Below are 18,234 nucleotides of genomic sequence, written 5' to 3'. Positions count from 1 at the left end.
GCATAAACGGTGAGTTGGTGAGGTGGTGAAATGGTGAAGTGGTGAGTTGGTGAAATGGTGAAGTGGTGAAATAGTGAGTTTGACGTTCTGCTTGCACTACTTGCGCGGTTTGCCCGGTGTAGCGCAAGCAGAACGTCTAACTCACCATTTCACCAACTCACCACTTCACCTCGTACACCCACAGCTGCCAGTAGGCCCCCGGCTGGGTGTAGTGCCCGAACAGCCGCAGCCCACTTTCCCGGGGGCGGGCCAGGCGAGCGGCCGACAGCACGTAGCGCCCGCCCAAACGGCGGAACGCGGCCCCGTTGAAAGCCCAGTGCTGTACCACCCGCTCAGGTAACGCCCCCACCCGGAAGTTCTTGCCCAGCTCGGCCGAAAACAGGTAGCATCGGTTGCCCCAGGCATCAAAGTACGTTTGCAATTCCGGGCTTTTGGCCAGCTCCCCGGCTATAATTTCCCGAAATGCGTGCTTATAGGGCAGCGGGTAGTTGTTGAGGTAAGCATCCAGGGTATAGAAGCCGTTGAGCGAGGCCACGGCCGGCGGCAACCCCAGGGAGGCTACGCGGTAGGCGGCCGGCTCCTGGCCAGTGTGCCGCCGGATATCCTGCTGCACCTGGCTCAGCAGTTCGGGGGCTACGTAGGCCGCGTAGGTAGGCTCGGCGGCCGGCAGGCGGCCCAGCTGCCGCTGCACATTGCGCGTCCATTCGGTATTCAGGCCCAGGCCCATTACCAGCTGCAGCCCAATGAGCGCCCACCGGGGCCGGCCGGCCGGCAAATGGCGTAAGCTCAAAACCAGCACCCCAAACCACGCCAGCGGCGTGAGGAAGTGCAGGCGAGTGAGGTTGAAGGTCCGCAGCAGCGGCACGGCCCGTTGCAGGCCTGTTAGTAACTGGGGATAAAAACCACAGAACAACGCCAGTACCGACAGCGCCGCCAACCCCAGGGCCAGGCGCCGCCGGAGTAGCTGCCGAGCCGGGCCGGGAGTGGCCAGGGTAACGGCAGCCCCGGCGGCCAGCAGCGGGGCCAGCCGGGGAAACAAGCTGGCGTGGTACTGGCCCAGGGCAAAATAACGGGCTGCTGCCACCAGCCCCACCCCCACCCCACCGGGGGCCAGCTGACCCAGGTCGAACTCCAGGCGGTGGGGCACGAACTGCCGCTGAATCAGCAGAGACGATACCAGTGGGTATTCGACCACCAAGTAGGTAGCCGCCATGACCAGCAGCCCCAGCCACGGCCCCCACACCAGCCGCCGGTTACGCAGCGCATCGTAGAGCAGTATCCCACCGGCCCCGGCCAGCACAAACAGCCCGGCCAGCACTAGGCTCGACCACAGCGCAAACCCCACCAGAGCCGCAACGCTGGCCGCCCGCTGCTGCCCGGCCCTTAGGTTCAGCGACGCCCACAGTACCCAGGGCTGCCCCAGCACCGATACCCCGTAGGCCGTGTAGGTTGGCAGCACGGCCCAGGCCAGGGCCAGGGCGGCGCAGGCGCAGGCTTGCTGAGGCCCCCTCAAGCCGTAGCGGCGCAGCAGCACGTACATGCCCAGCAGCCCCGCCAGGCGCACCAGCAGCTCGTGCCCGAGGTAGGCCGGCAGGGGAGGCAGCAGGGCAATCAAACCCACCAGCGGCTGCAGGCCCGGCCGCAACGCATTGCGCGGGATGCCGCCCATCAGGTGCTCAACCCGTGTAGTGGGCCGGTAGTCCAGGGCCTTACCTTCCTGCACCAGCACGTAGGGCACTACCAGCTCAGTATCTAGGTTGTCATCGAGGAGGATGTAAGTGCGGCCGCCCGGGGCCAGGTACACCGCGCTGAGCAGGAGTAACAGCAGCACTGCCCCCCATAGCGGCCAGGATACCCGGAGGCGCGAAGGAAAAACAGACCTAACTTCGGGCATATAAAAGGCTACGACGGCGAACCGGCAAAAATAGTCGTTACCTCCACAGCATCCTCAACGGGCTTCTCCGCGTTCAACATGCTTCGCCCTTACTGCTGCCTACCGCTATGACGCAACGCCTACTCTCCTCCCCCGATGCCACTGTGTATTGCCAACTCACCTACGACCCCGCCAGCCAGTGGCTCCGAACCGTGTGGCGGGGCTTTGTGGGGCCCGATCAGGCTCAGCAGGGCGGTATTGTGAGTCTGGAAATGCTCAACGAGTTTCACTGCCCCTACCTGCTCAACGACAACAGCCAGCTCGATGGGCCCTGGTTCGACTCGGTGCACTGGCTGACCCACGAGTGGGGGCCGGCGGCGGCCCGGGCGGGCCTGCGCTACGTGGCCCACGTTACCCAGGCTCACAAGTTTGCCACGTCCTTCACGGCCACTCCGGTACACATGCTGTTCAGCGCCTTTGAAATTCAACTGTTCGATAACGCCCCGGAGGCCATTGAGTGGCTCAGCAGCTGCCAGGAATAACAAGCCTAGCTGCGCGGGTGAAACTCCGTGATAATCTGCCGCAGGTAGTCTCGGTCGAGGTGGGTGTAGATTTCAGTGGTGGTGATGCTCTCGTGGCCCAGCATTTCCTGCACCGCCCGCAAATCGGCCCCGCCCTCTATCAAATGCGTGGCGAAGGAGTGGCGAAACGTGTGGGGGCTGATACTCTTGCGGATACCCGCCGCCTCGGCCGCCGCCTTAATAATGGTAAACACCGACACCCGCGAAATACCACTGCCCCGCTTGTTCAGAAACACGGTATCCTCGTGGCCGGGCCTGATATCCAGGTGGGCCCGAATACCTTGCAGGTAGAAACCCAAGTGCTTGAGCGCGTCCCGCCCGATGGGCACCAGCCGCTCCTTGTTGCCCTTGCCCGTCACGCGCACAAACCCCTGGTCGGCGTAGAGGTTGGAGAGGCGCAGGCCCGTGAGCTCACTCACCCGCAGGCCCGAACTATACAGCACCTCCAGCATGGCTCGGTTGCGGGTGCCTTCGGGCGTACTCAGATCAATGGCGCTGAGCACCTGCTCAATTTCGGGGTAGCTGAGCGTGTCGGGCAGCTTGCGGCCGGTTTTGGGCGCGTCCAGCGTATCGGTGGGGTCAATAGTGAGCAAATCCTCCATGATGAGGTAGCGGTAGAAGGCCTTGATGCCCGAGAGGGTGCGGGCCTGGGAGGTGGCCTCCATGCCCAACCCGCCCAGCCAAGCCAAAAAGTCGCGCAGGATGCGGGTGGTTACCTGCTGGGGCGAGGCCGGCAGCTTCTCCAGCTCCAGGTACTGCCGCAGCTTTTCCACGTCGCGCACGTAGGCTTCCACCGAGTTCGAGGACAACGACTTCTCCAGCTGCAGGTAGCCGGCAAACTGCTTGATGGTGAGGGCCCAGGTAGACATGTTTGAGTAGTGCGTAGTGGTTAGTGCCTAGTGCTGGACATTTGGCCATCGGCCACCGCAACGCAGGTAAAACTTCGCTTTACTTGCCCTGCAGCCGTAGCTTGCAGCACCAGCTTCCTGCGCAAGCTACAAACTCTGTCTTCGGCCTGCCTCACTACCTGCCAGGCACTACGCACTAACCACTACGCACTCCCATGAAAATTCTCCTCCTTAACGGCCCCAACCTGAACCTGCTGGGCCGCCGCGAGCCGGGCATCTACGGCACCCGCTCCTTCGAAGACTACCTGCCCGAACTGCGCGAAGCCTTCCCCAACCTGGAGTTGGAGTATTTCCAGAGCAACCACGAGGGTGAGCTCATCGACAAGCTGCACGAGGTGGGCTTTAGCCACCACGGCATTGTGCTGAACGCCGGCGGCTACACCCACACCAGCGTGGCCCTGGCCGATGCCGTGGCCGCCATTGGCGCGCCCGTGGTGGAAGTGCACCTGAGCAACCTGCACGCCCGCGAGGAGTTCCGCCAGAAAAGCCTGCTGGGCCGCAACTGCATCGGCAGCATCAGCGGCTTCAAGCTCGAGAGCTATAAGCTGGCCCTGCACTACTTCGACGGGCAGCGCCCCAAGCGCGTAGGGTTTAAGGTGTGATGACAAGAGTGAAATTGTGCAATGGTGAAGTTGTGAATCGTTTCTTCCGCGCAGTTTGCGCCTACCAACCACTTCACAACTTCTCCATTGCACAACTTCACCATTTCACCTTTGGTTACCTTTGCCGTTCTCCTTTAGCCTTTCCAACCTATGTATACATTCAATCCGGGCCCTTCTCAAGTGTACCCCCAGGTGCGCCGCTACCTGCAGGATGCCTTTGATGAGGGCTGGCTCTCGGCCCCGCACCGCGGCGAGCGGTTTGTGCAGCTCATGCGCCAGACCATTCAGGAGCTGAAAAATAAGCTCAACGTACCCCAGGATTACACCGTGTTCTTCATGAGCTCGGCCACCGAGTGCTGGGAGGTGCTCACCCAGAGCCTCACGCCCACCAAAAGCCTGCACCTGTACAGCGGGGCTTTCGGGGAGAAGTGGTTTGAGTACGCCCAGGCCCTGCGCCCGGCCAGCACCGGCATCCGGTTCGGGCTGGATGAGGTGCCCGACGTGCACAACCTGCCCGGCCTTGATGAGAAAACCGACCTGGTGTGCATCACGCAGAATGAAACCAGCAACGCCACCCAGCTCCGCGACGGGGTTATTCTGAACCTGTACAACCGCCTGCCCGGCAACGCCCTGCTGGCCGTAGATGCCACCTCCTCCATGGCCGGCGTCCAGCTCAAGTACATCAAGGCCGATATCTGGTACGCCTCGGTGCAGAAGTGCTTCGGGCTGCCAGCCGGGCTGTCCATCATGCTGTTGTCGCCGAAGGCCGTGGAGCGCCTGCGCCGCATTAACGAGCGGAGCCACTACAACTCCCTCACGGCCCAGTACGAGAAGATGCTCAACTTCCAGACCACCCACACGCCCAACGTGCTGGGTATTTATCTGCTGAGCCGCAGCCTCGCCGACCGGCCCCTCATCAAGCAGGTGCACCAGCACCTACAGGACCGCGCCACCAAGCTCTACGACTACTTCGACCAGGCCACCCAGCTCACGCCCCTCGTCAGCAACCCCGAAACCCGCTCCACCACGGTTATCGGCCTGCAGGGTGCGCCGGCCCTGATTGATGAAGTAAAGCGCCGGGCCCTGGCCCAGGGCCTGCAGCTGGGCAGCGGCTACGGCTCCTGGAAACCCACCAGCCTGCGCATTGCCAACTTCCCCGCCATCCCCGATGAGGCCTTCGAGCAGCTCGTCCAGTTCTTCGCCAAGGAATTCGCCTGAAGCGTGAAGTTGTGAAAGGTGAAGTTGTGAGTTGTTCCACCCGCGCAGTTTGCGCATATCAGACAATTCACAACATCACCTTTCACCATTTCACCATCTCACAATTTCACCTATGTTCAGCCTCAAGGAAATATCCGCCGTTACGCTCACGCTCTTTGCCATCATTGATATTCTGGGCTCCATTCCCATCATCATCCAGATTCGGCAGCGGGAAGGCGGCATCAATGCCGAGGTGGCTACGCTGGTGGCTGGTATGCTGATGGTGGCCTTCCTGTTCCTGGGCCAGAGTATTCTCAGCCTATTTGGGGTTGATTTCCAATCGTTTGCTTTAGCCGGGGCCATCATCATCTTCCTTATTGGCATGGAGATGATTCTGGGCGTGGAGCTGTTCAAGCACAACCCGCTCACCGGCACGGGTTCCATTGTGCCGCTGGCGTTTCCGCTGATTGTGGGCGCCGGCACCATGACCACGCTCCTGTCTTTGCGGGCAGCCTACCAGCTGCCCAACGTGCTGGCGGGCATTGTGGTGAACCTGGTGTTTGTATACTTGGTGCTGAAAAGCTCCGCCTGGATTGAGCGTAAGCTGGGCAAGGCCGGCGAAGATATTCTGCGCCGGGTGTTCGGCGTGATTCTGCTGGCTATTGCCATCAAGCTGTTCAAATCCAACTTTTAGGTTAAGTCAAAGCCCCCCTTGTCATCCTGAGCACAGCGAAGGACCTTATCACGTTAGAACACTTGCCGTAACAACGACTCGTTCCATCGTTACGAGGTCCTTCGCTGTGCTCAGGATGACAAGGGGGCTTTGCTTTCTGGCTCTAGTACTCCCCTATTTCCGGCTGCTGCCGGCTCATGAGCAGCCCTACCATCATCAGCACCCCAGTAAGCAGGATAACCACGAACAGGATGTTCTCGCTGACTTCCCCGATGAGGTGTTTTTCCGGAATGCTGTAGAACAGCAGAACCGTAATCAGGCCCTTGGGCGCAATGAACAGCTCCGGAATCAGGTCGGTGCGGGCAATGTAGCGCAGGTACACGAACCGGATGGCCGTGAGGGCCGCCACAATGAGCACGCCCTGGAGTAGCAACTGGGGATTGAGCAGACTGTTGAGCGTGATGCTAAACCCGAACAGCAGGAAGAAGAACGTGCGGATCAGAAACGCCGACTCGGCCGTGATGCTGCGCAGCTGGTGCACCTCCTCGCTCAGCCGCTCGGGCCGGAACCAGCGGCGCAACGGGCCTTTCAGGAAGGTATCGGCATTGTTTACGGCCAGCCCGAACACCAGCACCAGCACCAAGGACGAGAGGTGCAGCTTCTTGGCCACGCTGTAGAGCAGCACCAGAAACGCCAGAATCAGGAAAAACTTCACGTGCAGCCGAATCCGGTCGAGCAGGAAGGCCAGGGCGGCGGTGCTGAGCACGGCCACCACCAGCACGGCCAGCACATCGGCCCCGAAGGTGAATACCGACGCGCCTTGGGCAAAGTTATCCTGTAAGGCAAAGTTGAAGAACATGATGCCCAGGATATCGGAAAACGTGCTTTCGTACACTATGAACTCCTGCTTCTCGCCCTGCAGGCTGGCCACGCTGGGAATGGCAATGGCCGAGCTGATAACGGCCAGCGGCACGGCATTCACCAGGCAGCTTTGGAAGTTGACGTGCAGCCAGAAGTGCAGAATCAGGGCAATGATAACGGCTTGCACCACCAGAATGAGGGCGGCCGCAAAAAACGACCGGCGGATTAGCGGCCCCTTGTCCCGGCTGATTTTCAGGTCGAGGGCGCCTTCCAGCACAATCATGATGAGCCCGATGATGCCGAACATTTCCAGTATCACCTTGGGGATGCCCAGGGTGAAATCAAAGTACTCGGCGGCCTGGCGCAGGGCAATGCCCGAGAGCAGCAGCATGAGCACCGAGGGCACCTTGGTGGCCCGCGCGGCCAGGTCGAAGAGGTAGGACAGGATGATGGCCAGACTCAGGCCAATCAGAATAGAATACGAACCCATACGGCGCAGTTAAGCCCAACAATGTTGGGAGTCTATACGGGTAACCCCGGACAATGGCCGCTGCAAAGGGTTTCCCGGCTACCCACCCAAGCCTAGTACCTTTACCCCATGCAGCAGACTCCTCCCCTTAATGTAGCCATTGTGGGCGGCGGCCCGGCCGGGCTGCTGGCGGCCCAGCACCTGGCCGAAGCCGGCTACCACGTGCGGGTGTATGAGGCGCAGGCCACCGTGGGCCGCAAGTTTCTGGTGGCCGGGCACGGGGGCTTCAACCTGACCAATAGTGAGGAGGAAAGCCGGTTTGCGGCCCGCTACGCAACCCACGCCCCAGCTTTTAGCCACTACCTGCGGCACTTTTCCCCCCATGATTTACGGGCCTGGGCAGCGGCACTGGGCATAGAAACCTTTGTGGGCACCAGCGGCCGGGTATTCCCGACGGCGGAGTACAAGCCGGCCCAGCTGCTGCGGGCCTGGCTGGAGCGGCTGCAACAGTTGGGCGTAGAGCTGCATACCCGCCACCGCTGGCTGGGCTTCACTGCTGACAAAGGCTTGCGCATTCTTCAGGAAACCACCGGCCAGGAGCTGACGGTAAAGCCGGCTGCCACGCTGCTGGCTTTAGGGGGAGCCAGCTGGGCCAAAACCGGCTCTAATGGACACTGGACCAACATCCTGGAGCAACAAAACATAGCCTGCGCGCCCTTTCAGCCCAGCAACTGCGGGGCGGAGGTAGCGTGGTCGGCGTATTTCCGGGAGAAAGTGGGGCGGCAGCCGCTCAAGAACATTGCCCTTAGCTGCGGCCCCCATACTGTGCGCGGCGAGCTTATGCTGACGGAGTACGGTCTGGAAGGGACGCCCGTATATGCCCTCACGCCCCAGTTGCGGGCAGCCCTGGCCACCGGCCACCCCACCTACCTGCACCTCAACCTCAAGCCCGACCTGGCCCCGGCGCAACTCACTACCAGGCTCAGCCAGCGGCGGCCGGGCAGCAGCTGGGCCTCCTTTCTGAAGGAGACTCTGCGGCTGGGGCCGCCGGTGCCCACGCTGTTGCGGGAAGTGGGAATGCTCAACCTCCCTTCCGGGGCCGCTGAAGCCGCTCAATTGCTTACCCAGCTGCCCATTCCGGTGGCGGGGCTGCGGCCCCTGGATGAGGCCATCAGTACGGCCGGGGGGGTAGCCTGGGCGGAGGTGAACGGACAGCTGATGCTGCAAAAGCTCCCCGGCATCTTCGTGGCGGGTGAAATGCTGGACTGGGAAGCGCCCACCGGTGGCTATTTGCTGCAGGGCTGTTTCAGCACCGGGGCCTGGGCAGCGCAGGGCATACGGGAGTGGCTATCGGCTGTTGGCTAACGGGCTGGTTTCAGCAGGTTAGTGCTCTTCGGGATGAGCAGCCCGGGCGGCAGCTGCCAGAATAGCGCGGGCCTCGTTCAGCAGCCGTTGGCCCTGGTTCATGTGCTGATGCAGAATAAGCGCAAACAACACAAAGTACGACACCACGGGCAGCACCAGGCTCAAAGCAAACCATAGCCAGAAGGAGCGGCCGTGGCTCCGGGCGCAATAGGCAGAGGTAAAAGCGACCATCAACAAGCCCGCCAGCAGCAAAAATGCCAGCATTAATCCGAATACCGGCCGCATATCCAGCCAAGGCCCAACGTCTCCTACCATGATTTCTAAAGCCAAAAAGCAGACTGGACGATATAGTGGAAGGCATCGATGGGGTGCGAAGCCGGCCACTTTCCTATAACGTGCCCGCAATCAGGTTGTTTTCAGAAGCTGTGCTGCCAGCTAATTCTTCCGGCGCTACCACCCGTACCAGGCTTTTTGCGTACGTACAGTTTTCCGCTCCTCCCCGTTTTCGTTTAGCTCTCCCGTATGTGGGAAAATCAAAGTCTTTTCCGCGTTTCAGCCCAGTTATTTGCTGATGGCGTTTTTAATCTGCTTGACCGTACGCTGAAACCAGAGGTATTTCTACTGGGCTTAGCCTCCGCCCGCGAAACCAACGAGCCGGATGCCGTGGTAGTGGAGCCTCGTATGCACCGCTACCAGCCCCAGGATTTTGCCGCCATCAAAGCCCACGCCGCCGCTCTGGAGCCCGACGGACCTCGGGAAGTAGTGTACCACCTGCACCCCCTCGACCACGACCGGTTTGAGAAGCAGCGCTGGTATGAGCTGCTGCGCCGCGCCACTGAGCATACCCTCAACGACCTGGTTAGCAGCTTCCGGGAGGAGCGCGTGAGCTTTTGCTCGCAGCCAGTAAGCGTGGGCGGCTACCTGGTAGTGATTGTGCTGCAGCTAAACGCGGAAGCGTACCAGAGCTACTACGCCCTGCCGGGCCCTACCGGCCCCACCCGGCCCGCCTCTTTGCTGGCGGCCACTGTGCAGGAGGTACTTCAGGATGCTTCCCGGGCCCTGCGCGAATCGGATACGGATGATGACCGGCCGGTACTGGACCGGGACTACAACGAGGTGCTGCGCGCCGCTGGCCGCCGCTTTATGCTGCGGGCCGCCGCCGGCTCCCACGGCCTCTACGATGCCTGCAACGGCGTGGCGGCCCTACGCCACGAGGGCGGGGAGGGGGTGGGCACCATGCTCGTGTCCCGGCGTAACCACTCGGCCGTGGTACCGGTTCTTACCCTCGAAACCCCCATTCCCCTGCGCGACTACCGCCGGATCCGCAAGCTACTGGAGCTCAGCGAAGACCGCACATCCCTGATTACCGATGCTACCGACGTATTCGGCCTGGGCTATTTGGTAGAGTCCACCGACCCGCAGTACGAGCCCCTGTTCACGGTGCATTTCACCAAGCACTATAGCTGGGAGCTGAGCCACGATGGGCACACTATGATGAAAGTAGTGTCCAACACGCCCCGCCTGCCCCGGGGCACCGTGGATGAGGACAACTTCACGGAAGCCGTCCGGCGCGTGTTTCCGGCCGTGGATACTGCTGGTATTGCCTACCTCTGGGAGCTGACCCTCAAGGCCACCACGCAGTCTAACGGCACTATTCTGGTTATTTCGGAAGGGGCCGGGCAGGAGGCGGCCCGCCTCACCCGCCAGTGCTTCCGGGTGGCCCCCCGCCTGATGACGCCCTCCGTGCTGCGGCTGGTTACCAACATCGACGGGGCCGTGCTCATCGACCCGGCCGGCACCTGCCACGCCATCGGCGTAATCCTGGACGGGCTGGCCACCGAGAAGGGCGACTCCAGCCGGGGTTCCCGCTACAACTCGGCCCTGCGTTACGTGGAAAGCAGCCGCTACCCCGTGCTGGCCATTGTAGTCAGCGAAGACGGCTGGATAGACCTGCTCCCCCCCGCCCGGCGGTAAGGTGGTGAAATTGTGAAAGGTGAAGTTGTGGATGGGCGGCGTATTATTGCGAGGCCGCAGGCCGAAGCACCCGAAGGACAGCGCAGTTAATCTGTCCTTTACTTCATGCAAAGCCCTTACCTAATCAAAAGCCCCCGGCGTCCTCACGCCAGGGGCTTTGTGCTTTGGGGAAGCACGGATTAGCTACGGTGTCTTTCGGGTGCTTCACAACTTCACCCTTCACAATTTCACCATTTACCCATTCACGCTGTTCATCATGGCTTCGGGGTAGCGCTGGCCGGCGGCGGCGTTGTGGGGGGCTATCCGGTTGATGCGAGCCAGGTCTTCCAGGGAAAGCAGGATTTCGGCCGCTCCCAGGTTTTCCTCCAGATACGCCACCCGCTTGGTACCCGGAATCGGCACAATATCCTCGCCCTGGGCCAGCACCCAAGCCAGGGCCAACTGCCCGGGCGTGCAGCTTTTTTCAGCGGCTATTTCCTTGATGCGGGCTACCAGATCCAGATTTTTCTGAAAATTCTCACCCTGAAACCGGGGCGTGTGGCGGCGGTAATCGTCGGCGGCCAAATCCTCAAACCGCTGGATCTGTCCCGTCAGAAACCCGCGCCCCAACGGGGAGTAGGGCACGAAGCCCACGCCCAATTCCCGGCAGGTAGGCAGAATCTCATCTTCTGGGTCGCGGCTCCAGAGTGAATATTCTGTTTGCAGCGCTGTAATGGGGTGTACTTTGCAGGCCCGGCGCAAAGTTTCAGGGGCCGCCTCCGAGAGGCCTAGGTAGCGCACTTTCCCTTCCTTCACCAGCTCCGCCATGGCCCCCACAGTTTCTTCAATGGGCGTGTTGGGGTCGACGCGGTGCTGATAATACAGGTCAATATAGTCGGTACCGAGGCGCTTCAGGGAGCCCTCCACGGCCTGGCGTACGTACTCGGGCCGGCCGTTGATGCCCCGCTTATCCGGGTTCTGCGGGTCGCGCTGAATCCCGAACTTGGTGGCCAGTATTACCTTGTCGCGCTGACCTTTCAGGGCTTTGCCTACCAACTCCTCGTTGGTGTAGGGGCCGTACATATCGGCCGTGTCCAGGAAGGTAACGCCCAGCTCCAGGGCCCGCGCCAGGGTGCGCAGGCTTTCCGCCTCATCCCGGTCCCCGTAAAAATCGGACATACCCATGCAGCCCAGCCCCATGGTAGAAACAATAGGCCCCTGCTGGCCCAGTTGACGAGTTTTCATACGCTGCGTTGTATTCAGTGAAAAAGTGTGCCCGCGGTGAAGGCGGTCCTAAGCCTGCGTTCCAGCCCGCTCTTGGCGTTGGTAGTACCCACTCCCCGGCCCTATTGTTGCCAACCAGCCCCCGGTTTTCGCGTTGAAGAGCCCGTATGCCTACTCCCATTCCCTCCTTCGACCAAGATGACCGCCTGCGCTGGGTAGAGCGGATTTCCCACCTGCTCGACAGCCAGTTTCGCGTGCCGGGCACCACGTGGCGCTTCGGCCTCGACCCAATAGTGGGGCTGATTCCGGTGGTGGGCGGGCTGCCTTCCCTGGCCGTATCCGGGGTACTCATCCTGACCATGATGCGCCACGGCGCCAGTGGCCACTTGGTGGTGCGCATGGTGCTGAACGTGGTGCTGGATGCTCTGATTGGCGCTATTCCCATAATTGGCAGCATCTTCGACTTCGCCTATAAAGCCAACAACCGCAACGTTGAGCTGCTGCGCCGCCACTACCAGGAGGGCAAGTACCAAGGCTCGGGGGCGGGATTGATTGTGCTGCTGACGCTGGTGCTGCTGGCTATTGGCGGAGGGCTGGTGTGGGGCGGCTGGGCGTTGTGGCAGTGGGCCGCCGCCCATATATAAACCTCTCTGGCACCAAGTGGGGCATAAAGCCGCGCTTCACCCCAATTTCAGGCGTTCCTGTTGTAGCTTTGCGGCCGTGAAAACACTCCGCCTTGCCCCCCTGTTGCTTTTACTATCCGCTTGCCTTTCGCTGCAGAGCGAGGAGCAGCAGGCCGAAGCCGCCGAAAAAGCCCTGCTGGCCCGTCATGATGAGCTAATGGCCCAGATGGGCAACCTGTACACGCTACGGCAGCAAGTGCAGCAGCTACCCGATACGGCCCGAGTGGCTCGTTTACAGGGGGCTTTGCTGGGCGCCGAAGCGGGCATGATGTTCTGGATGCACCACTACCGCAAGCCCGCCGACACGGTGGCCGTAACCCGCCGCATGGCCTACTACGCGGCCCAGCAGCAGCGCATCGATTCCGTGGGCCGGTTGTTCCGCAGCAGCCAGGACTCGGCCCGGCTGGCGCAGCCGGCGGCTTCCTCCACCTCACCTACCCGCTAACATGAACACGTTCCTTTCCCGCGCCCGCCGCACAGTTGCGCTGGCAGCTTTGCTGGCCCTGGGCGGCCTGTTGCCCCTGGCCTGCACCTCCAACCCCAACGAGGAGCCCGAGCGCCTGTCCGTGTACGGTCTCAAGCACGCCGCGCCCACCTCACCTTCCGATACGCTCCCGGACCCGATACCCAATTTCCGGCTTATCAACCAGATGGGCCAGCCGGTTACCAACCAGACGTTTGCCGGCAAAGTGTACGTTGCGGATTTCTTCTTTACCTCCTGCCCCAGCATCTGCCCCAAAATGCAGAGTGAGATGCTGCGCGTGTATAAGGCCTTCGAAGGCAACCCCAACGTGCTGTTCCTGAGCCATACCATCGACCCCAACCACGACTCCATTCCGGTGCTGCGCGACTACGCTGAGCGGCTCGGAATTAAGGATGCCTCGCGCTGGCACTTTGCCCGCACCCAGCAGGATACCGTGTTCAAGCTGGCCAGCGCCTACGTTTCGGGCGCCCAGATTGATAAGAAAGCGGCCGGCGGCTTCTCCCACGATGGGGCTTTTGTGCTGGTCGATTCCCAGCGCCGCATCCGGGGCGTGTACGATGGCATGGTGAAGGAGCAGGTAGACCGCCTGATTGCCGAGCTGCCCGTGCTCTTGAAGGAAGAACAGCTGGATAAGCCCGTGGCCGCCCAATGAACCGGGCCTTGCTAGTGGGGGCTGCCGGCGCAGCATTACTACTGAACCTGACGGGCTGCTTTACGGAGCGCCAGAACGAGGGCGCCCAGCTCTATGCCACGCACTGCGCCAGCTGCCACGGCGACCAGGGCCAGGGCCTGCAACGCCTGATTCCGCCCGTAGCTGGCGTCGACTTCATGGCCCAGCGCCGCGCCGATTTGCCCTGCATTATTCGCAAGGGCTTGAAGGGTCCGCTGGTGGTGAACGGCATCAGCTACAACCAGGTAATGCCCGGCCACGAGGACCTCACCGACTCGCAGATTACCAACCTGCTCAACTTTCTGCATACCAACTGGGGCAACCAGAACCAGCCCTACACCATCCGGGAAGCCTCTGAGCTGCTGGGCCGCTGTAACGGCTCGGATGGGCAGTAGCGGTGAGATAGTGAAATTGTGAAGGGTGAAGTTGTGTATACCTGCTAAAAGAACAGGCCAGGGATTTTTCACAACTTCACCCTTCACAATTTCACCTTTACCAGCAAACCTGCTTAGCTTGCACTTTCATCTGTTTGTTCTGTTATGGGTCTGTTTGACTTCCTGAAAAAGAAAGACGAGGGCACCCCCGCTCCCGCTTCTACCCCCACCCCCGGCGCTACTCCTTCCCCCGAAGCTCCTGCCTCAGATTCGGGCAAGCCAGCTGGCCCCCGCTACAAAGGCTCCAATTACCAAATGCCAGCTACGCCGGCCCCCGCGGCTACGCCGTTCATTCCGCCGGCCCCGCCCATTCCGCTGCCCGGCGTGGGTGAGCCCATGGCCCCACAAATGCCCGATTTCCAGCCGCTCAACATTCTGGAGCAGTTGCTGATGCAAGCCGCCGTGGAGCCGCAGTTCCGCACCCCCTTCTACCAGGCTCTGCTGGGCGAGGAAGTTACCGTGGTAATGGCCGCTCAGGAGGGCTTGGAGCCCGGAGAGGTAACGCCCACCGAAGGCATGGAAATTCAGCTGCAGGCCTTGCACGATGGTAAAATTGCCGTATTCACTGCCCCCGAGCGAATTCATGACAACGGAGCCGTACCCGAAGGCAGCGTAACCTTCCTGCGCCTGCGGGGCCACGACTTCTTCACGATGGTGAAAGGAGCCGACTGCGCCCTGAACCCCTTCTCGGCAGTAGGCAAGCTGCTGGAAGCGGCCGAAATTGATGCGCTGCTGGCGGGTCAGCTGTTTGAGGCCCCGCCCCAGCAGGATATGCAGGTTTCCCTGCACGACCCCGAGCCGGAGCCCCTGGCTCTCAAGGAGGCCCTGCGCGAGTACAGCGCCGGCCGCCCCCAGGTGGAGGCCGTGTTCCTGACCGAGATGCGCATGCAGCATAACCCCCAGGAAAGCCGCCTGCTGCTCGCCTTCCAAACTGAAGACCAGGACCCCGCTTTCCTCCAGGATCTGGGCCCCATCATCCAGGGCAACATCGGCGAGGCCCAGTTCGTGGATCTGATGCTGATTGACCCCAACTCGGAGGAGCCCCTGATTCAGTACCTGCTCAACTCGGAGCCCGTGTACAAGCGTGCTTAATATTGAGCCAGCCCGGCTTACGATATAAAAAAGGCCCCGTAACGTAGGTTACGGGGCCTTTTTTATACCTCAGTGTCAAGGGGTCTTTGGCGGGCCATGAAATGGGTTAGGATGGGGCGCAGGAGCAGATACAGAACGGGCCCGAGGATGCAGCAGGCTCCGGCCCAGAGCGCCAGCCCCCCCAATATGGCGTGCCACAGCAGCCGCAACGCTCCCAGGGTATCGTGGCTGAATAGGTACTGAAGCTTTTCCAGGGTGAGGGCCGGCCCGTTGCTACCCCATAGCCTGGCTCCCTGACTCATCAGCGGAATCAGAAGCAGTAGTTGTACCGGGCTCCAGAGGTGAGCAATTAGCAATGTAGCGGCCACATTCAGGCGCAGGCGCACGGCCAGGGCCGTTGCCGTTAGGGTAGTGATGCCAAGTACCGGTACTAAGCCGGTGGCCGTACCCAGCACAATAGTAAGGGCCAGCTGCTGGGGGGTAAGGCCCTGTTTGAGCAGGTTGAGCAGGGGCTGTAGCAGCTTACGGCGCCACCAGCTGGTGGGTGGCTCGGGCGAGGCCGGAACGAGTAAGGGAGACGGCTGCGGCACAAGTAAAATAGTTGCTAAAAAAAAGAGGCTGGGTGATGCCACTACCGGGTGCTACCTTCGTAACTCGGCTTCTGTGCGGCGGCTCGCCCGCAGGTAGTACGCGCCTCTCATGACAAAAGTACACCCGTCCGGCCATGCAGGCCGGCATCCTCTGCGTGATTTCGTAATTCTGCTGCGCCGGGCCGCCCGGGAGTTTGCCGCCAACGACCCCCTCCGGCTGGGCGCAGCCACGGCTTTCTTCACCACGTTTGCCCTGCCGCCCATCGTTATCATCCTGATTCAGCTGCTGGGCTCCCTGTATTCTCGCTCCCAAGTGCGGGTACTGCTGCTCACCAAGCTCTCGGGGTTGCTGGGCTCCTCGGCGGCGGGGCTGGTGGAGCAGATTCTGCAAAACGTGACCAATATTCAGCGCAGCCGGCTGGTTACCTGGCTGGGATTCGTGTTTCTGCTGTTTATTGCCACCACCTTGTTCGGAGTTATTCAGAACTCCCTAAACCAGCTCTGGCAGGTGCGGGTGCGGCGCAGCACCGGGCAGTTCCGCAAGGTGCTGAAGGAGCGGAGCCGCTCGTTGGGGCTGCTGCTGGTAACGGGGCTGCTGTCCCTGCTGGCTTTCCTCTCCGATGCGGCCCTGGCCTTCCTCTCCCACTACGCCCAGGAGTTTGGGGCGGCGTTTTCCTCGGTGCTGTTTCAGGTGGGCAACCAGCTGTTTTCCCTGCTGATTCTGACGGCTTGGTGCGGCGTAACGTTTCGCAACCTGAGCAGCGCCAAAGTTCCGCCGAAGGCCGTATGGCGCGGGGCTTTGCTCACGGCCCTGCTCATTGATTTGGGGGAAAATGCGCTGGGCCTGTTGCTGGTACCCCGCAACCTGGGCCCCATTTACGGGCCGGCTTCCAGTGTAGTGCTGGTGTTGCTGTTCGTGTTCTACTCGGCCATGATTTTCTACTTCGGGGCCTGCTTCACCAAAGCCTACGCCCACTACACCGGCCTCGATATCCGCCCCAAAAAAACGGCCGTGCGCTACAAGCTGGTAGACGTAACAGAGGAGTGATGAGTGAATGAGTGAATGGGTGAATTGTTATTCAGTCATCCACCCATTCATCCATCCAACCATTCTCCCATTCTCCCATTCAACAATTCCCCCATTCATAAAGCGTACCTTTACGGGTAGAACAACCGCTTATGACTTCGACTACTGCTTCCTTTGCCGACCTGGGGTTGGCCCCCGAACTGCTGCAAGCCCTGGAAGAGCTGCAATTCCTGACCCCTACGGCCGTGCAGGAGCAGGTAGTACCCATGGCCCTGGCCGGGCAGGATGTAGCGGGCCAAGCCCCCACCGGCTCGGGCAAAACGGCCGCCTACGGCCTATCGGTACTGCAAACCCTTGATCTGAAGCTGGATGCCGTGCAGGTGATTGTGCTCGTGCCCGCCCGGGAGCTGGCCCTGCAGGTGCGCGATGCCCTCAAAAAGATCGGCAAATACTTGCCCAACCTGCGGGTGGCAGCCTTCTACGGGGGCCACGCCTTCCGCGAGGAAACCGCCTCCCTCACCCAGGCCCCCCACGTGGTGGTAGCCACGCCCGGCCGCCTGCTCGACCACTTTGAGCGGCGCACCATCATCCCCAACAAGCTCAAAACCCTGATTCTGGACGAAGCCGACAAGCTGCTGGAGCTGGGTTTTCAGGATGAGCTGGTGGAAATTGTGAAGCGCCTGCCCCGCCAGCGCCAGACGCTGCTGTTCTCGGCTACCATGTCGGACAAGGTGGTGGAGCTGATTCGCAAGAACCTGACGCGCCCCCGGGTGGTAAACGCCGGCGAGGACACCGACGAGCTGCCTGAAAACCTGACCCTGCTGGGCCACGTGGGCCCGCTGGACAAGAAGCCCGCCGCCCTGCTGCACCTGCTCAACAAGCCCGAAACCGGCCGCGCCCTTATCTTCTGCAATACCCGGGAGAAGTGCATGGAGCTGACCCGCTTTCTGGTAGGCCGGGGCGTAGCGGCCGAGGTGCTGCACGGCAAAATGCCCCAGCCCGAGCGGGACAAGGCCCTGCTGAAGCTGCGTAACGGCTCCAGTCAGGTGCTGGTAGCTACCGACGTGGCTGCCCGCGGCATTGACGTAACCCAGCTGGATACCGTGGTGCAGTACGACGCGCCCGACAAGGCCGACGCGTTTCAGCACCGGGCTGGCCGCACGGCCCGCGCCGGCGCCGAGGGCACGGCCCACATTCTGGTAACGGATAAGGAGCTGGCCCACGTAAAGAAATGGCCCGTGGCAGCCGGCATCACCTGGAAGGACATGCACGCGCCCAAGCTGCCTCCCGCCGCCCCCAAAGCCCCCCGCCCTGAGAACGTAACCCTGCATGTAACCGCTGGTAAAAAGGACAAAGTAAGCGCCCACGACTTGGTGGGAGCTTTTGTGAACGTGGGCGGCGTGAGCCGCGAAGAGGTAGGCCACATCGAAGTATTTGACTACTACAGCTACGTGGCCGTGCCCCGCAGCCAGGCCGAAGCCGTGGCCGAGCGCCTGGCCGGAGCGAAAGTAAAGGGCAAGAAAATACGTGTATCGGTGGTGGCGTAGC

General features: G+C 61.5%; 19 protein-coding genes. 13 read left to right on the top strand and 6 right to left on the bottom strand.

Features of this window, described 5'->3' with window-relative positions; translation table 11 throughout:
- Positions 1–157: 157 nt before the first annotated feature.
- On the bottom strand, positions 158–1,894 hold the full coding sequence (locus tag ROI90_RS20490) for a DUF6044 family protein (RefSeq protein ID WP_316000152.1): 1,737 nt from the start codon (positions 1,892–1,894) through the stop codon (positions 158–160).
- Between the two features lie 107 nt (positions 1,895–2,001).
- Here ROI90_RS20490 and ROI90_RS20485 point away from each other — a divergent pair, with 107 nt between their 5' ends.
- Positions 2,002–2,415 carry a hypothetical protein gene (locus ROI90_RS20485; RefSeq protein ID WP_316000151.1) on the top strand — a complete coding sequence of 138 codons (414 nt, stop codon included), beginning with the start codon at positions 2,002–2,004 and terminating at the stop codon, positions 2,413–2,415.
- Positions 2,416–2,420: 5 nt separating this feature from the next.
- On the opposite strand, the gene xerD is transcribed toward ROI90_RS20485, so the two are convergent.
- The gene (gene xerD / locus ROI90_RS20480; RefSeq protein ID WP_316000150.1) at positions 2,421–3,323 is read right to left on the bottom strand and encodes a site-specific tyrosine recombinase XerD; all 903 of its coding nucleotides are present in this window, start codon (positions 3,321–3,323) and stop codon (positions 2,421–2,423) included.
- A gap of 194 nt (positions 3,324–3,517) precedes the next feature.
- On the opposite strand from xerD, the gene aroQ reads away from it, so the two are divergent.
- The 3 genes from aroQ (at position 3,518) to ROI90_RS20465 (ending at position 5,855) form a co-directional block, all read left to right on the top strand.
- Positions 3,518–3,964 (top strand): type II 3-dehydroquinate dehydratase, encoded by a 447-nt coding sequence (gene aroQ / locus ROI90_RS20475; RefSeq protein WP_316000149.1) that lies wholly within the window; start codon positions 3,518–3,520, stop codon positions 3,962–3,964.
- Positions 3,965–4,114: 150 nt separating this feature from the next.
- Positions 4,115–5,182 (top strand): aminotransferase class V-fold PLP-dependent enzyme, encoded by a 1,068-nt coding sequence (locus ROI90_RS20470; protein ID WP_316000148.1) that lies wholly within the window; start codon positions 4,115–4,117, stop codon positions 5,180–5,182.
- A 112-nt stretch (positions 5,183–5,294) separates the two neighbouring features.
- The gene (locus tag ROI90_RS20465) at positions 5,295–5,855 is read left to right on the top strand and encodes a MarC family protein (protein WP_316000147.1); all 561 of its coding nucleotides are present in this window, start codon (positions 5,295–5,297) and stop codon (positions 5,853–5,855) included.
- Positions 5,856–5,997: 142 nt separating this feature from the next.
- Here the strand turns inward: ROI90_RS20465 and ROI90_RS20460 are convergent, their stop codons facing one another.
- Positions 5,998–7,185: a cation:proton antiporter domain-containing protein gene (locus ROI90_RS20460; protein WP_316000146.1), complete on the bottom strand. Its 1,188-nt coding sequence runs from the start codon at positions 7,183–7,185 to the stop codon at positions 5,998–6,000.
- Positions 7,186–7,293: 108 nt separating this feature from the next.
- Between ROI90_RS20460 and ROI90_RS20455 the strand changes: the two genes are divergently transcribed.
- A complete protein-coding gene (locus ROI90_RS20455) occupies positions 7,294–8,529 on the top strand; it encodes a BaiN/RdsA family NAD(P)/FAD-dependent oxidoreductase (RefSeq protein WP_316000145.1) in 1,236 nt (411 codons plus the stop codon).
- A gap of 18 nt (positions 8,530–8,547) precedes the next feature.
- On the opposite strand, the gene ROI90_RS20450 is transcribed toward ROI90_RS20455, so the two are convergent.
- The gene (locus tag ROI90_RS20450) at positions 8,548–8,844 is read right to left on the bottom strand and encodes a hypothetical protein (protein ID WP_316000144.1); all 297 of its coding nucleotides are present in this window, start codon (positions 8,842–8,844) and stop codon (positions 8,548–8,550) included.
- A 207-nt stretch (positions 8,845–9,051) separates the two neighbouring features.
- On the opposite strand from ROI90_RS20450, the gene ROI90_RS20445 reads away from it, so the two are divergent.
- On the top strand, positions 9,052–10,503 hold the full coding sequence (locus ROI90_RS20445) for a DNA integrity scanning protein DisA nucleotide-binding domain protein (protein WP_316000143.1): 1,452 nt from the start codon (positions 9,052–9,054) through the stop codon (positions 10,501–10,503).
- Positions 10,504–10,737: 234 nt separating this feature from the next.
- Here ROI90_RS20445 and ROI90_RS20440 read toward each other — a convergent pair whose 3' ends face one another.
- Positions 10,738–11,727: an aldo/keto reductase gene (locus ROI90_RS20440; protein WP_316000142.1), complete on the bottom strand. Its 990-nt coding sequence runs from the start codon at positions 11,725–11,727 to the stop codon at positions 10,738–10,740.
- 146 nt (positions 11,728–11,873) lie between these two features.
- Here ROI90_RS20440 and ROI90_RS20435 point away from each other — a divergent pair, with 146 nt between their 5' ends.
- The 5 genes from ROI90_RS20435 to ROI90_RS20415 all read left to right on the top strand — a co-directional run bounded on the left by ROI90_RS20435 (position 11,874) and on the right by ROI90_RS20415 (position 15,069).
- Positions 11,874–12,350, top strand: a complete 477-nt coding sequence (locus tag ROI90_RS20435; RefSeq protein ID WP_316000141.1) for a DUF4112 domain-containing protein — start codon at positions 11,874–11,876, stop codon at positions 12,348–12,350.
- Between the two features lie 103 nt (positions 12,351–12,453).
- On the top strand, positions 12,454–12,834 hold the full coding sequence (locus ROI90_RS20430; RefSeq protein WP_316000140.1) for a hypothetical protein: 381 nt from the start codon (positions 12,454–12,456) through the stop codon (positions 12,832–12,834).
- A gap of 1 nt (position 12,835) precedes the next feature.
- Entirely contained in the window at positions 12,836–13,525 is a 690-nt protein-coding gene (locus ROI90_RS20425) for an SCO family protein (protein ID WP_316000139.1), read from the top strand.
- Positions 13,522–13,938, top strand: a complete 417-nt coding sequence (locus tag ROI90_RS20420; protein ID WP_316000138.1) for a c-type cytochrome — start codon at positions 13,522–13,524, stop codon at positions 13,936–13,938. Before ROI90_RS20425 ends, ROI90_RS20420 begins: the two co-directional genes overlap by 4 nt.
- 144 nt (positions 13,939–14,082) lie before the next feature.
- Positions 14,083–15,069: an enhanced serine sensitivity protein SseB C-terminal domain-containing protein gene (locus ROI90_RS20415; protein ID WP_316000137.1), complete on the top strand. Its 987-nt coding sequence runs from the start codon at positions 14,083–14,085 to the stop codon at positions 15,067–15,069.
- Between the two features lie 62 nt (positions 15,070–15,131).
- On the opposite strand, the gene ROI90_RS20410 is transcribed toward ROI90_RS20415, so the two are convergent.
- Positions 15,132–15,659 carry a DUF2062 domain-containing protein gene (locus ROI90_RS20410; protein WP_316000136.1) on the bottom strand — a complete coding sequence of 176 codons (528 nt, stop codon included), beginning with the start codon at positions 15,657–15,659 and terminating at the stop codon, positions 15,132–15,134.
- Between the two features lie 109 nt (positions 15,660–15,768).
- Here ROI90_RS20410 and ROI90_RS20405 point away from each other — a divergent pair, with 109 nt between their 5' ends.
- Both ROI90_RS20405 and ROI90_RS20400 read left to right on the top strand, forming a co-directional pair.
- Positions 15,769–16,707, top strand: a complete 939-nt coding sequence (locus tag ROI90_RS20405; protein ID WP_316000135.1) for a YihY/virulence factor BrkB family protein — start codon at positions 15,769–15,771, stop codon at positions 16,705–16,707.
- Positions 16,708–16,838: 131 nt separating this feature from the next.
- Positions 16,839–18,233 (top strand): DEAD/DEAH box helicase, encoded by a 1,395-nt coding sequence (locus ROI90_RS20400; protein WP_316000134.1) that lies wholly within the window; start codon positions 16,839–16,841, stop codon positions 18,231–18,233.
- Position 18,234 lies beyond the last annotated feature (1 nt).

The organism is Hymenobacter endophyticus, assembly GCF_032464715.1.
GTDB classification, from domain to species: Bacteria; Bacteroidota; Bacteroidia; order Cytophagales; family Hymenobacteraceae; genus Hymenobacter; species Hymenobacter endophyticus.
Note: the sequence above shows the minus strand (reverse complement) of the source record. Positions and strands in the feature narration are given on the sequence as shown.

What these genes read in the sequence shown, in the direction of transcription:
- ROI90_RS20490 (WP_316000152.1), bottom strand. Translation starts at nt 1,894, where the DNA reads ATGCCCGAAGTTAGGTCTGTTTTTCCTTCGCGCCTCCGGGTATCCTGG.
- ROI90_RS20485 (WP_316000151.1), top strand. Translation starts at nt 2,002, where the DNA reads ATGACGCAACGCCTACTCTCCTCCCCCGATGCCACTGTGTATTGCCAA.
- xerD (WP_316000150.1), bottom strand. Translation starts at nt 3,323, where the DNA reads ATGTCTACCTGGGCCCTCACCATCAAGCAGTTTGCCGGCTACCTGCAG.
- aroQ (WP_316000149.1), top strand. Translation starts at nt 3,518, where the DNA reads ATGAAAATTCTCCTCCTTAACGGCCCCAACCTGAACCTGCTGGGCCGC.
- ROI90_RS20470 (WP_316000148.1), top strand. Translation starts at nt 4,115, where the DNA reads ATGTATACATTCAATCCGGGCCCTTCTCAAGTGTACCCCCAGGTGCGC.
- ROI90_RS20465 (WP_316000147.1), top strand. Translation starts at nt 5,295, where the DNA reads ATGTTCAGCCTCAAGGAAATATCCGCCGTTACGCTCACGCTCTTTGCC.
- ROI90_RS20460 (WP_316000146.1), bottom strand. Translation starts at nt 7,185, where the DNA reads ATGGGTTCGTATTCTATTCTGATTGGCCTGAGTCTGGCCATCATCCTG.
- ROI90_RS20455 (WP_316000145.1), top strand. Translation starts at nt 7,294, where the DNA reads ATGCAGCAGACTCCTCCCCTTAATGTAGCCATTGTGGGCGGCGGCCCG.
- ROI90_RS20450 (WP_316000144.1), bottom strand. Translation starts at nt 8,844, where the DNA reads ATGGTAGGAGACGTTGGGCCTTGGCTGGATATGCGGCCGGTATTCGGA.
- ROI90_RS20445 (WP_316000143.1), top strand. Translation starts at nt 9,052, where the DNA reads ATGTGGGAAAATCAAAGTCTTTTCCGCGTTTCAGCCCAGTTATTTGCT.
- ROI90_RS20440 (WP_316000142.1), bottom strand. Translation starts at nt 11,727, where the DNA reads ATGAAAACTCGTCAACTGGGCCAGCAGGGGCCTATTGTTTCTACCATG.
- ROI90_RS20435 (WP_316000141.1), top strand. Translation starts at nt 11,874, where the DNA reads ATGCCTACTCCCATTCCCTCCTTCGACCAAGATGACCGCCTGCGCTGG.
- ROI90_RS20425 (WP_316000139.1), top strand. Translation starts at nt 12,836, where the DNA reads ATGAACACGTTCCTTTCCCGCGCCCGCCGCACAGTTGCGCTGGCAGCT.
- ROI90_RS20420 (WP_316000138.1), top strand. Translation starts at nt 13,522, where the DNA reads ATGAACCGGGCCTTGCTAGTGGGGGCTGCCGGCGCAGCATTACTACTG.
- ROI90_RS20415 (WP_316000137.1), top strand. Translation starts at nt 14,083, where the DNA reads ATGGGTCTGTTTGACTTCCTGAAAAAGAAAGACGAGGGCACCCCCGCT.
- ROI90_RS20405 (WP_316000135.1), top strand. Translation starts at nt 15,769, where the DNA reads ATGACAAAAGTACACCCGTCCGGCCATGCAGGCCGGCATCCTCTGCGT.
- ROI90_RS20400 (WP_316000134.1), top strand. Translation starts at nt 16,839, where the DNA reads ATGACTTCGACTACTGCTTCCTTTGCCGACCTGGGGTTGGCCCCCGAA.